The organism is Ensifer sp. ENS10, from assembly GCF_014852025.1.
Lineage (GTDB): Bacteria > Pseudomonadota > Alphaproteobacteria > Rhizobiales > Rhizobiaceae > Ensifer.
Window position 1 is genome coordinate 366,343 of the sequence record NZ_JACVAS010000007.1, and the last position, 13,208, is coordinate 379,550.

General features: G+C 64.9%; 12 protein-coding genes. 8 read left to right on the forward strand and 4 right to left on the reverse strand.

Annotated elements, in window-relative coordinates; genetic code table 11:
- Positions 1-9 precede the first annotated feature (9 nt).
- Positions 10-711: a molybdate ABC transporter permease subunit gene (modB, locus tag IB265_RS24170; RefSeq protein WP_057254520.1), complete on the forward strand. Its 702-nt coding sequence runs from the start codon at positions 10-12 to the stop codon at positions 709-711.
- The gene (gene modC, locus IB265_RS24175; protein ID WP_192495208.1) at positions 708-1,781 is read left to right on the forward strand and encodes a molybdenum ABC transporter ATP-binding protein; all 1,074 of its coding nucleotides are present in this window, start codon (positions 708-710) and stop codon (positions 1,779-1,781) included. The genes modB and modC overlap by 4 nt, the downstream gene beginning before the upstream one ends.
- Here modC and IB265_RS24180 read toward each other — a convergent pair.
- Positions 1,775-2,176: a winged helix-turn-helix domain-containing protein gene (locus IB265_RS24180; RefSeq protein WP_192495211.1), complete on the reverse strand. Its 402-nt coding sequence runs from the start codon at positions 2,174-2,176 to the stop codon at positions 1,775-1,777. The two genes, modC and IB265_RS24180, sit on opposite strands and share 7 nt — an antisense overlap.
- Positions 2,177-2,362: 186 nt before the next feature.
- On the opposite strand from IB265_RS24180, the gene IB265_RS24185 reads away from it, so the two are divergent.
- From IB265_RS24185 to IB265_RS24210, 6 genes are all read left to right on the forward strand, one after another.
- Positions 2,363-3,694 carry an FAD-binding oxidoreductase gene (locus IB265_RS24185; protein ID WP_057254518.1) on the forward strand — a complete coding sequence of 444 codons (1,332 nt, stop codon included), beginning with the start codon at positions 2,363-2,365 and terminating at the stop codon, positions 3,692-3,694.
- Between the two features lie 419 nt (positions 3,695-4,113).
- Complete coding sequence (locus IB265_RS24190; RefSeq protein ID WP_057254517.1) at positions 4,114-5,346, forward strand: 3-methyl-2-oxobutanoate dehydrogenase (2-methylpropanoyl-transferring) subunit alpha; 1,233 nt, start codon at positions 4,114-4,116, stop codon at positions 5,344-5,346.
- Between the two features lies 1 nt (position 5,347).
- Complete coding sequence (locus tag IB265_RS24195; RefSeq protein WP_057254516.1) at positions 5,348-6,361, forward strand: alpha-ketoacid dehydrogenase subunit beta; 1,014 nt, start codon at positions 5,348-5,350, stop codon at positions 6,359-6,361.
- Position 6,362: 1 nt separating this feature from the next.
- Positions 6,363-7,646: a dihydrolipoamide acetyltransferase family protein gene (locus IB265_RS24200; RefSeq protein WP_057254515.1), complete on the forward strand. Its 1,284-nt coding sequence runs from the start codon at positions 6,363-6,365 to the stop codon at positions 7,644-7,646.
- 7 nt (positions 7,647-7,653) lie between these two features.
- Entirely contained in the window at positions 7,654-9,048 is a 1,395-nt protein-coding gene (gene lpdA, locus IB265_RS24205; protein ID WP_057254514.1) for a dihydrolipoyl dehydrogenase, read from the forward strand.
- A gap of 45 nt (positions 9,049-9,093) precedes the next feature.
- Positions 9,094-10,275: an acetyl-CoA C-acyltransferase gene (locus tag IB265_RS24210; RefSeq protein WP_057254513.1), complete on the forward strand. Its 1,182-nt coding sequence runs from the start codon at positions 9,094-9,096 to the stop codon at positions 10,273-10,275.
- A gap of 109 nt (positions 10,276-10,384) precedes the next feature.
- On the opposite strand, the gene purU is transcribed toward IB265_RS24210, so the two are convergent.
- The 3 genes from purU to IB265_RS24225 all read right to left on the reverse strand — a co-directional run bounded on the left by purU (position 10,385) and on the right by IB265_RS24225 (position 13,148).
- Entirely contained in the window at positions 10,385-11,269 is an 885-nt protein-coding gene (gene purU / locus IB265_RS24215; protein ID WP_057254512.1) for a formyltetrahydrofolate deformylase, read from the reverse strand.
- 194 nt (positions 11,270-11,463) lie between these two features.
- Entirely contained in the window at positions 11,464-12,102 is a 639-nt protein-coding gene (gene maiA, locus IB265_RS24220; RefSeq protein WP_192495209.1) for a maleylacetoacetate isomerase, read from the reverse strand.
- A 29-nt stretch (positions 12,103-12,131) separates the two neighbouring features.
- Positions 12,132-13,148 (reverse strand): fumarylacetoacetate hydrolase family protein, encoded by a 1,017-nt coding sequence (locus tag IB265_RS24225; RefSeq protein WP_057254510.1) that lies wholly within the window; start codon positions 13,146-13,148, stop codon positions 12,132-12,134.
- Positions 13,149-13,208 lie beyond the last annotated feature (60 nt).

Sequence of the window (13,208 nt, forward strand, 5' to 3'; positions counted from 1 at the left end):
CGACATCTGTTGGACTGGCTTGCAGTGAGCGATGCGGAATGGACGGCGATCCTCTTGAGCCTGCGCGTCGCAACCGTCGCGATGATCTGCAGCCTGCCCTTCGCGCTCGCCATCGCCATGCTGCTCGCGCGCGGCCGCTTCTGGGGCAAGACGCTGCTGAATGGTCTCGTTCACCTGCCGCTGATCCTGCCGCCGGTCGTTACCGGCTTCCTGCTGCTCCTGCTCTTCGGGCGCCGCGGACCGCTCGGCGCCTTCTTTGCCGACTACTTCGGTTTGGTCTTCTCCTTCCGCTGGACGGGCGCGGCGCTCGCCAGCGCGGTCATGGCCTTTCCGCTGATGGTGCGCAGCATCCGCCTGTCGATCGAAGCAATCGACCGCAAGCTCGAGGACGCAGCGACCACGCTCGGCGCCAGCCCGCCCTGGGTCTTTGCCACCGTCACCCTGCCGCTGATCATCCCCGGCATCATCGCCGGCATGATCATCGCCTTTGCCAAGGCGATGGGCGAGTTCGGCGCGACGATCACCTTCGTCTCCAACATTCCCGGCGAGACACAGACGCTGTCGTCTGCGATCTACACCTTCACCCAGGTGCCGGGTGGCGACGCCGGTGCCATGCGACTGACGATCATTTCGGTCGTCATTTCCATGGCCGCGCTCATCTTCTCCGAACTGCTGGCGACATTCGCCGCCCGTCGGGTGGCGGCCCAATGAGCCTCACCATCGAAGCCCGCCACCAGTTCGGCAGTTTCTCGCTCGATGCCGCCTTCACCTCGGACGGCGGCGTTACCGCGCTGTTCGGTCGCTCCGGCTCCGGCAAGACCTCGCTGATCAATATCATCGCCGGGTTGTTGAAGCCGCAAAGCGGTCGCGTTGTGCTCGATGGCGACGTCATCGCCGACAGCGAGCGCCGGATTTTTACCCCGGTGCATCGCCGCCGCTTCGGCTATGTCTTCCAGGAAGCACGCCTCTTTCCGCATTTGAGCGTGCGCCGCAATCTCGCCTATGGCCGCTGGTTCGCCGGCAAGAGCGGCTCCGGTGGCGACTTTGCGCGCATTGTCGAGATGCTCGGGATCGGCCATCTGCTGGAACGCAACCCTTCAGCCCTGTCCGGTGGCGAACGGCAGCGCGTCGCGATCGGCCGTGCGTTGCTCGCCGCACCGCGCCTGCTCCTGATGGATGAGCCGCTCGCCGCACTCGACGAGGCCCGCAAGGCCGAGATTCTGCCCTATCTCGAACGGCTGCGTGACGATGCCGGCATCCCGATCGTCTATGTCAGCCATTCCGTCGGCGAAGTCGCCCGGCTGGCGCGCCGCGTCGTCGTCCTCGAAAACGGCCGGGTCACCGCATCGGGCGCGGCCGCCGAGGTCTTGAGCGCGCCGGCCGCCACGCTCGCCACCGGCAGGCGCGAGGCCGGCGTCCTGCTGGAAGGCGAGGTCGAGGGAACCGATCCGTCCCACGAACTGACGACGGTCCGGGTCGGACGGGAACGGCTGCGCATTGCGGGTGTCAGCGCGGCACCCGGCAGCAGGCTTCGCGTGCACGTCGCCGCGCGCGACGTCATGTTGGCGACATCAAGACCTGTGGAGATCAGCGCGCTCAACGTGCTGGAAGGGCGCATCCTTGCGATCGCGACGGAGGAAGACGGCAGCGTCGATGTCAGGGTGACTTGCGGCGATGCGACGATTGCCGCCCGCATCACTCGGTTTTCACGCGACGCGCTTGCGCTTGTTCCTGGCAAGACGGTCTACGCCATCATAAAATCGGTGGCGATCGATCACTGAGCTTTGCCCGGAACGACCTCGCCAGCGCCTGCTGGCGGATCGCTGCCGCGAACGGATTCGAGCCAGGCAAGATCCTCGGCGATCGCGGCTTGCGTTTTTTCCTCCATCTCGCGGTAGCGCCGGATCAACGTGTCGCCGAAAGGTGTCACCTGCGCCCCGCCACCCTGTTTGCCGCCGCGCTGCGACTCGACCGAAGGCTCGGAGAACATCCGGTTCAAAGCATCGACCAGCAGCCAGGCGCGCCGATAGGACATGTCCATCGCCCGGCCGGCCGCAGAGATCGACCCGGTCTCGCGGATCAACTCCAACAGCATGATCTTGCCGCGGCCGAGCCGGGCGGCGGGCGGAAAATCGATGCGCAGGACGGGGCGAAGATCGGGGCGGCTCTCACTCATGCGGGCGAGCATAGAAGCTCCCCGGGCAAACCGGAAGTCCGCCCGATGGCGAGGCGGACCAGCTTTCCCAAACAAAGTGAGCCGGCAAACCCTAGCTTTCGAGCAATGGCCAGATAGCAGGTCTTGATCTCGCGGCGGCGGCATGCACCGATGACCGTGACACGTCCTGCCCGAAAGTACCTCCCCATGCCCGGTCCCGCGCTTGATCCCATCGCCACCGATACCGCCCTGCCCGCCAAGGCCGACGTCGTCATCGTCGGTGGTGGTATCATCGGCGTCAGCACAGCCCTCTTCCTCGCCGAACGCGGCATCGATGTCGTGCTTTGCGAGAAAGGCATGCCCGGAGCGGAGCAGTCGAGCCGCAACTGGGGCTGGGTGCGGGTCATGGGCCGCGACGAGCGCGAGATCCCACTGGCGATCGAGGCGCTGAGGATCTGGGACACGCTCGACGCCCGCATTGGCGGCGAGACCGGCTTTCGCCGCAGCGGCATTCTCTACATCTCCGAGAATGAACGTGATGTCGCCAACCGCGATGCCTGGCTCGCAATGGCCCAACCCTATGGCGTCGACAGTCGGCAGCTTGGCGCTGATGCGACCGCGGCGGCAATGCCGGGCGCCGCCCTTCGCTATGAAGGTGCGCTCTTCACCCCAAGCGACGGCCGGGCAGAACCGCAAAAGGCCGTGCCCGCGATCGTCGCCGGCGCTCGCCGCGCCGGGGCACGCATCGTCACCGGCTGCGCCGTGCGCGGCGTCGAGAGGACGGCCGGGCGGATCTCCGCGGTTGTGACCGAGAAGGGTCGCATCGAAACTTCGACGGTCGTCGTCGCCGGCGGTGCCTGGTCGCGACTGTTGCTCAAGAGCCTTGGCATCCGCCTGCCGCAACTGAAAGTGCGCAACACGGTCTTGAGAACCGGCCCGGCTTCCGGGGGACCGGAAGGCGCCGGCGCAACCGCAACTTACGCCTACCGCAAGCGGTTCGACGGCGGCTACACGATTGCCGATGGCGCGGCCAATCTGCACGCGATCGTGCCCGACAGCTTCGCGTTCTTCCGCGATTTCCAGCCGGCGCGAAAGGCGGAAGGCGAGGCCGTGCAGGTCGGCCTCAGCGCCCAGAGCTGGAACGAGCTGTTCGAAATCGGCGCCGTCCCGCTCGATCGCCCGGGCGCCTTCGAGCGCCACCGCGTGCTCGATCCCAACCCGGATTCCCGCCGCGCACTTCATGCTCTCGACGCCGCCGCAAAAGCCTTCCCGTTTCTGCGTGAGACCAAGGTGCAGCAGATCTGGGCCGGCCTCATCGACGTGACGCCGGATGCCGTTCCGGTGATTTCAGCGGCAGAAGGCGTTCCGGGACTGATCATCGCGACCGGATTTTCGGGCCACGGTTTCGGCATCGGACCGGGCGCCGGGCACCTCGTTGCGGATCTCGTGACCGGAGATATACCGGTCGTCGACCCCACCCCATTCCGGCTCTCGCGCTTCCTCGACGGGACGCCGATTACGATCGCCCCGCCGGTTTGATCGCCGTACGGCGAAACGCCCGCGAAAGAAAATTACAAGCAGCGACCGGCAAGGCCATGCGCAACACAACGCGTGAGCGCACTCCCGGCAGGATTCTATCTTTCTTCGTCTGCCCCTGCCCCGCAACACGGAAAGACCTTCATAAGCCCCGGAACTCGTGGCAGTCTGTGAGTATTCCCGTCGGGAGAGCGGGGCTTAGGAGGAGTGTACGCAGACCTCAGGCAGAGGAGCCGTGTGAGGTCGGAACGTACGTCTTCGCATATGTCAGTCCGATCGTTTTCCCGATTTAGAGCATTTCCAGCAAAACTGCGTAGCGGTTTTGCGTCCGGAAATGCGTGAAAACAGAGATGAAGAGCGGTTCAATTGGAACCGATCTTTGATTTGGTGCGCTGCGCACTCCGGAGGAGGCCGGAAACTGCATGAGCGATCTCGATCGACTTAGCCTGCATGTCCCCGAACCCGCCGTTCGGCCCGGTGGCCAGCCGGATTTCTCCAACGTCAAGATCCCGAAGGCCGGCTCCGTTCCGCGCCCGGAGGTGGACGTCGCGCCGGAAGAGATGCGCGATCTCGCCTATTCGATCATTCGCGTCTTGAACCGTGACGGCGAAGCGGTCGGCCCCTGGGCCGGTCTGCTGTCCGACGACGAGCTTCTGGCTGGTCTCAAGCACATGATGACGCTGCGCGCCTTCGACGCGCGCATGGTGATGGCGCAGCGTCAGGGCAAGACCTCGTTCTACATGCAGCACCTGGGCGAAGAGGCCGTTAGCTGCGCCTTCCGCAAGGCGTTGGTGAAGGGTGACATGAACTTCCCGACCTATCGCCAGGCCGGTCTTCTGATCGCCGACGGCTATCCCATGGTCGAGATGATGAACCAGATCTTCTCGAACGAGAGCGATCCCTTGCGCGGCCGGCAGCTGCCGATCATGTATTCCTCCAAGGAGCATGGCTTCTTCACCATCTCCGGCAACCTCGCAACCCAATATGTGCAGGCTGTCGGCTGGGCGATGGCGTCGGCGATCAAGCGCGACACCAAGATCGCCGCGGCCTGGATCGGTGACGGCTCGACGGCGGAATCGGACTTCCACTCGGCGCTGGTCTTTGCCTCCACCTACAAGGCGCCTGTCATCCTCAACATCGTCAACAATCAGTGGGCGATCTCCACCTTCCAGGGCATCGCGCGCGGCGGCTCCGGCACCTTTGCCGCCCGCGGCCTCGGCTTCGGCATTCCGGCGCTGCGCGTCGACGGCAACGACTATCTCGCCGTCTACGCAGTCGCCAAATGGGCGGCCGAGCGCGCAAGGCGCAATCTCGGCCCGACGCTGATCGAATACGTCACCTATCGCGTCGGCGCGCATTCGACCTCCGACGACCCGAGCGCCTACCGACCGAAGACGGAATCGGAGGCCTGGCCGCTCGGCGATCCCGTCCTCCGGCTGAAAAAGCACCTGATCCTGCGCGGCGCCTGGTCCGAAGAGCGCCACACCCAGGCGGAAGCCGAAATCGTCGATGCGGTAATCCAGGCACAGAAACAGGCCGAAGGCCACGGCACCTTGCATGCCGGCGGCAAGCCGTCGGTGCGCGACATCTTCGAGGGTGTCTATGCCGAGATGCCGCCGCACATTCGCCGCCAGCGGCAGAAGGCAGGATACTGACATGGCCAGAATGACAATGATCGAAGCCGTGCGTAGCGCCATGGACGTCTCCATGGAGCGCGACGACAACGTCGTCGTCTTCGGCGAGGACGTCGGCTATTTCGGCGGCGTCTTCCGCTGCACGCAAGGGCTACAGGCGAAATACGGCAAGACCCGCTGTTTCGATGCACCGATCAGCGAAAGCGGCATCGTCGGCACGGCGATCGGCATGGCGGCCTATGGGCTGAAGCCCTGCGTCGAGATCCAGTTCGCCGACTACATGTACCCGGCCTACGACCAGATCACCCAGGAAGCGGCCCGCATCCGCTACCGCTCCAACGGCGATTTCACCTGCCCGATCGTGCTACGCATGCCGACCGGCGGCGGCATCTTCGGCGGCCAGACCCACAGCCAGAGCCCGGAAGCGCTGTTCACCCATGTCTGCGGCCTCAAGGTCGTGGTGCCCTCCAATCCCTATGACGCCAAGGGCCTGCTGATCGCTTCGATCGAAGATCCCGATCCGGTGATGTTCCTGGAGCCGAAGCGGCTCTACAACGGTCCCTTCGACGGCCATCACGACCGGCCGGTCATCCCGTGGTCGAAGCATGACCTCGGCGAGGTACCCGAAGGCCACTACACCATCCCGATCGGCAAGGCGGAGATCCGCCGTCAGGGCTCCGCCGTCACCGTCGTCGCCTATGGCACCATGGTGCACGTGGCGCTTGCAGCGGCCGAGGAAACCGGTATCGACGCCGAGGTGATCGACCTGCGCAGCCTGCTGCCACTCGATCTCGATACGATCGTGAAGTCGGTGGAAAAGACTGGTCGCTGCGTCGTCGTGCATGAGGCCACGCTCACGTCAGGCTTCGGCGGCGAAGTGGCCTCGCTCGTTCAGGAGCATTGCTTCTACCATCTCGAAGCGCCCGTCGTGCGCGTTGCGGGCTGGGACACGCCCTACCCGCACGCCCAGGAATGGGACTATTTCCCCGGCCCCGCGCGCGTCGGACGCGCGCTCGTCGAAGTGATGGAGGCCTGAGATGGGCGAATTCGTAATCAAGATGCCCGATGTCGGCGAAGGCGTGGCTGAGGCCGAACTCGTGGAATGGCACGTGAAGCCTGGCGATCCCGTTCGCGAGGACATGGTGCTCGCCGCCGTCATGACCGACAAGGCGACCGTCGAAATCCCCTCGCCCGTCACCGGCACCGTGCTCTGGCTCGGTGCCGAAGTGGGTGACACCGTCGCGGTGAAGGCGCCGCTGGTGCGCATCGAAATCGCCGGTGAGGGGGAAACAGCCGCACCGGCTGTTGACAACAAGCTGGCAGCAAAGGCGGAAGAACAGCCCGCCGTAAAGGTCGAGGCACCCGCCCCAGTCGCCAAGCCTACGCAACCCGTCAAAGTCGAGGCGAAGGCACCGATCGCGAATGGCCACGCGACCGGCGAGCGGCTGGAAAAAGCACTGGCCTCGCCGGCCGTGCGCCTGCGCGCCAAGGAAAGCGGCGTCGACCTGCGCCAGGTGGCCGGCACCGGTCCGGCCGGCCGCATCACTCATGATGATCTCGACCAGTTCATCGCCCGCGGCGCCCAGCCGGCGCCGGCGCCCGCCGGCCTGCAGCGCAAGACCGCGGTCGACGAGATCAAGGTGACCGGCCTTCGCCGCCGCATCGCCGAGAAGATGTCGCTTTCGACCTCGCGCATTCCCCACATCACCTATGTGGAAGAAGTGGATATGACAGCGCTCGAGGACCTGCGGACGACGATGAACCGCGACCGCAAGCCGGATCAACCGAAGCTGACGATCCTGCCCTATCTGATGCGCGCGCTGGTCCGCACCATTGCCGATCAGCCCGCCGTCAACGCGATCTTCGACGACGGTCCCGGCATCATCCACCGCCATCACGCCGTGCATATCGGCATCGCCACCCAGACACCCGCCGGCCTCACCGTCCCGGTCGTGCGCCATGCCGAAGCACGCGGCATCTGGGATTGCGCCACCGAACTCAACCGTCTGGCGGAAGCGGCCCGCACCGGCACGGCCACCCGCGACGAGTTGACCGGATCGACGATCACCATCTCGTCGCTCGGCGCGCTCGGCGGCATCGTCACCACCCCGGTCATCAACCATCCGGAAGTGGCGATCGTCGGCGTCAACAAGCTTGCGATCAGGCCGGTCTGGGACGGCACGCAGTTCGTGCCGCGCAAGATCATGAACCTGTCCTCGAGCTTCGACCACCGCGTCATCGACGGCTGGGATGCGGCCGTCTTCGTGCAGCGGCTGAAAACCCTGCTCGAAACCCCGGCGCTAATTTTCGTGGAGGCCTGAGGCGATCATGAAGGAAATATCCTGCAAGCTGCTCGTGATCGGCGCCGGCCCCGGCGGCTACATCGCAGCCATCCGCGCCGGCCAGCTCGGCATCGACACGGTCATCGTCGAAAAGGCCAAGGCCGGCGGCACCTGCCTCAATGTCGGCTGCATTCCCTCGAAGGCCCTGATCCACGCGGCCGAAGAGTTTCACAAGCTGCGCGCGGCCGCCTCCGGCCGCAACCCGCTCGGCCTCTCTCTGGCCAATCCGTCGATCGACCTCGCCCATACCGTCGCCTGGAAGGACGGCATCGTCGGCCGGCTGAACGGCGGCGTCACCGGGCTTCTGAAAAAGGCCGGCGTCAAGGCCGTGATCGGCGCCGCCCGCTTCGTCGATGGCAAGACCGTCGATGTCGAGACCGAAATCGGGCTGCAGCGCATCCGCGCCGAAGCGATCGTCATTGCCACCGGCTCGGCGCCGGTCGAACTGCCGGACCTGCCCTTCGGCGGGCCGATCATTTCCTCGACGGAAGCCTTGTCGCTGAAGAGCGTGCCGAAGAGCCTCGCCGTCATCGGCGGCGGCTATATCGGTCTGGAACTCGGCACCGCCTTCGCCAAGCTCGGCAGCCATGTCACCATCGTCGAGGCGCTGACGCGCATCCTGCCGCAGTACGACGCGGATCTGACGAAGCCGATCGGCAAGCGCCTAGGCGAGCTCGGCATCGAAGTCTTCACCCAGACGGTTGCCAAGAGCTACTCCGCCGAGACCGGCAGCCTGCATGCCGAGCACAACGGTCGCGCCATCGATGTCGCCGCCGAAAAGGTGCTCGTCACCGTCGGCCGCAAGCCGGTGACCGAAGGCTTCGGCCTGGAGGAGATCGACCTCGACCGCACCGGCCGCTTCATCCGCATCGACGACCAGTGCCGCACCTCCATGCGCGGCATCTACGCGATCGGCGACGTCACCGGCGAGCCGATGCTGGCGCATCGCGCCATGGCGCAAGGCGAGATGGTGGCGGAGATCGTCGCCGGGCATAAACGAAGCTGGGACAAGCGCTGCATCCCGGCGGTCTGCTTCACCGATCCCGAGATCGTCACATCAGGGCTCTCACCCGACGAGGCGCGCGCGAGCGGCATCGAGATCAAGATCGGCCAGTTCCCCTTCCAGGCGAACGGCCGGGCGATGACGACGCTTGCCGAAGACGGTTTCGTCCGCATCGTTGCCCGCGCCGACAACCACCTGGTGCTCGGCATCCAGGCCGTCGGCCACGGCGTCTCGGAACTCTCGGCAAGCTTCAGCCTGGCGATTGAGATGGGCGCGCGGCTCGAAGACATCGCCGGCACGATCCATGCCCACCCGACACAATCGGAGGCCTTTCAGGAGTCCGCGTTGAAGGCGCTCGGGCACGCGCTGCATATCTGACGGTGGCACCCACTAGCGCCAACCATTGCCGTATGGGAGAAAGACATGAGCAGAATTGACCCTATCGTCATCGTTTCGGCGGCCCGCACCCCAATGGGCGCCTTTCAGGGCAGCCTCAAGGATTTGACCGCGCCGGAAATCGGCGCCATCGCGCTGAAGGCAGCACTTGGTCGCGCCGGCCTTGAAGCTGTCGACGAGGTGCTGATGGGCAATGTGCTACCGGCCGGCATTGGCCAGAACCCGGCGCGCCAGGCCGCTCTTGGCGCAGGCCTCGGCAAGGAAACGCCGGCGACGACCATCTCCAAAGTCTGCGGCTCCGGCATGAAAGCGCTGATGCTCGGCCACGACGCGCTCTTTTCGGGCAGCGCGTCGGTGCTGGCCGTCGGCGGCATGGAGTCGATGACCAACGCTCCCTACTTGTTGCCAAAGGCGCGCGGCGGTTTCCGCCTGGGACATGGTGAGATCAAGGACCATATGTTCCTCGACGGCCTCGAAGACGCCTACTCCGGCCGGCTGATGGGCACCTATGCCGAGGATACGGCCGAACACTACCAGTTCTCGCGCACCGATCAGGACGCGTTTGCGCTTCGCTCGCTGGAGCGCGCCAACCGGGCGGCTGAGGATGGTTCCTTTGCCGAGGAAATAGTGGCGGTCAGCGGCGCCGGCAAACGCCAGACCGCCAACCTTGATCGCGACGAGCAGCCGACCAAATCGGATCCTGCAAAGATCCCGAAGCTGAAAGCCGCCTTCCGTGACGGCGGCAGCGTGACGGCGGCCAATTCGTCGTCGATCTCCGACGGTGCAGCGGCGCTGATTTTGATGCGTGCAAGCGAGGCGGAAAAGCGCGGACTGACGCCCCTTGCCATCGTCGCTGGCCATGCCGGCCATGCGCAGGAACCGGCCTGGTTTACCACCGCGCCGATCGGCGCGATCGACAAGCTGATGGCCAAGCTCGGCTGGGAGAAAGGCAGCGTCGGCCTCTACGAAATCAACGAGGCCTTCGCCGTGGTGGCGATGGCCGCGATCCGCGATCTCGGGCTTTCCGACGATATCGTCAACATTAACGGGGGCGCCTGCGCGCTCGGCCACCCGATCGGCGCCTCGGGCGCCCGCATCATCGTGACGCTCTTGCACGCCATGCGCGCGAAGGGCGTCAAGCGCGGCATTGCCTCGCTCTGCATCGGCGGCGGCGAGGCGACGGCGGTCGGACTGGAACTGTTGCACTAACAAATGAGCGCCACCGGTCGAAACGGGTGGCGCTTCTCATTTTCAGCGGACGATTTGTCCCCCGAGCCTCTCACCCGCTTGGCGGCGAGAGGGCCGGATTTCCCATACCTCAGCCCATGCGCTCGGAAGCGTAGGAACCCGGGCTCGGCGGGAAGACGACGACGCGGTTGCCGTTGATGAAGCAGCGGTTGTGGATATGGGCGTGTACCGCACGGGCCAACACCTGGCTCTCGACGTCGCGGCCGATCGAGACATAGTCTTCCGCGCTCTGGGCATGGGTGATGCGGGCGATATCCTGCTCGATGATCGGGCCCTCGTCGAGATCGGCGGTGACATAATGCGCCGTAGCACCAATCAGCTTCACGCCGCGCTCATAGGCCTGCTTGTACGGGTTGGCGCCCTTGAACGACGGCAGGAAGGAGTGGTGGATGTTGATGATGCGGCCCGACATCTTCTTGCAGAGCGCATCGGACAGGACCTGCATATAGCGGGCGAGCACGATCAGGTCGGCGCCGGTCTGTTCGACGAGCTCTAGGAGCTGGGCTTCCGCCTTCGGCTTGTTCTCCTTCGTCACCTTGATGTAGTGGAAGGGAATGTCGTGGTTGACCACCACCTTTTGATAGTCGAAGTGGTTGGAGACGACCCCGACGATATCGATCGGCAGCGCGCCGATCTTCCAGCGGTAGAGCAGGTCGTTGAGGCAATGGCCGAAACGCGACACCATCAGCAGCACCTTCATGCGCTCTTCGCTGTCGCGGATCTCCGCATTCATGTCGAAGCGCTTGACCACCGGCTCGAAGCCCGCTTTCAGCTCGTCGAGCGTGGCGCCCTCCTGGCTGATGAAGGTGAGGCGCATGAAGAACAGGCCGGTTTCGAGGTCATCGAACTGCGAACTGTCCGAAATGTAACAGCCCTTTTCGGCGAGATAGCCGGTGATGGCGGCAACGATGCCACGGGTGGTCTTGCAGCTGACGTTCAGCACATAGCTTTTCATCGGTAGATCTCTCGCTCCAGAGGTTTTTCCGGCCCCCCTTATACGGCCAGTCACACAAAAACTAGCGCGGCCTTGGCCCGGCCGTCGATCCATTCGCGACATCCGTTTGACGGAACCGGCCAGATGAGGCCGGTCAGCACAAGGCAGCTTCAGTCAGATGATGTCTGAAGGAACGGAACGGACAACCGCACCGGTCAGCGCGGCGTGCGATCCGGGTGAGCGCGGGCGAATGCCTCGATCTCCGAACAATTCTGATCGATCGCGACAAGCCGTGGGCAAGCGCTGAGATCCACCTCCCAGCGGCGGGCATTGTAGACCTGCGGCACGAGGCAGAAATCCGCCATCGACGGGCTGTCGCCATGGCAGAACCGGCCGGTTGCGGGATGGTCGAGCAGCTGTTCGAAGGCGGCAAGTCCCTCGCCGATGAACTTGCGCATCCAGTTGCGCCGCGCCGCCTCACCGTCCTCGGCATTGGCCATGACATAGGAGATCACGCCGAGATTGCAGACGGGATGGATGTCCATCGCGATCGCGTAGGAGAGCATGCGCACCCGCTGGCGCCCGACGGCATCGTCAGGCAGGAAACCGGCATTGCTGCGTGTCTCGGCGAGATATTCGATGGTGGCGAGCGATTGCGTGAAGCGCTCGCCATCGATGTCGAGAACGGGCACGAGCCCCTGCGGATTGCGCGCCAGATGCTCCGGCGCCTTGTGCGCCTTGGCGAGCAGATCGACCGGCACCGAACGATAGCTTTCGCCGAGGCTGTTGAGCGCAATGCGCACCCGATAGCTCGCCGACGAACGCCAGTATTCGTAAAGGACGGTCTCGCTCATGCCTTTGCCCGTTCTTGTCGTTCAGCCGTTTAGGCCTTGTTGTAGGCTTCGACGGTCTGTTCGATAGCGCCGAAGATCGAATGGCCGGTCTTGTCCTTCATCTCGATGCGCACGACGTCACCGACCCTCAGGAAATGCGTCTTCGCCGCACCACCGACGATGGTTTCGATCATGCGCAGCTCCGCGATGCAGGAATAACCGGCACCGCCCTCTGCGACCGGCTTGCCCGGTCCGCCGTCAAGCTTGTTGGAGACCGTGCCCGAGCCGATAATCGTGCCGGCAGAAAGCGGCCGGGTCTTGGCCGCATGCGCGACCAGTTGGGCGAAATCGAAGGTCATGTCGATGCCGGCATTGGCTCGGCCGAAGGGCTTGCCGTTGATGTCGACGCAGAGCGGCAGATGCAGCTTGCCGCCGTCCCAGGCCTCACCCAATTCATCCGGGGAAACGGCGACCGGCGAAAAGGCAGAAGACGGCTTTGACTGGAAGAAGCCGAAACCCTTGGCAAGCTCGGCCGGGATGAGGCCACGCAACGATACGTCGTTGACCAGCATCACCAGGCGGATCGCAGCGCGCGCCTCGTCATTGGTAGCGCCCATCGGCACGTCGTCGACGATGACGGCGACCTCGCCCTCCATGTCGACGCCCCAGCTTTCGTCGGCAAGCGGGATCGGATCGCGCGGCGCGATGAAGCTGTCGGAGCCGCCTTGATACATCAGCGGGTCGGTCCAGAAGCTTGCCGGCATTTCGGCATTGCGGGCCTTGCGGACGAGCTCGACGTGATTGACGTAGGCCGAGCCGTCGGCCCATTGGTAAGCGCGCGGCAACGGCGACAGGGCGTCGTGTTCATGGAACCGGATCGTCGGCTGCGAGCCGGTCTCGATCCCCTCGGCCACGCGGGCAAGCCGCGGGCCTGCGTGTTCCCAGTCGTCGAGCGCTGCCTGCAGCGTACGGGCGATATGCCCGACCTCGGAGCAGCGGGTGAGATCGCGAGAGACGACCACGAGCTTTCCGTCGCGCGTACTGTCCTTGAGTGTCGCCAGTTTCATGCAGTCCTCCCTCTCAATCTTCTCATTGTTCCGGACCGAAAGCCGCTGCGCGGCCTTCGC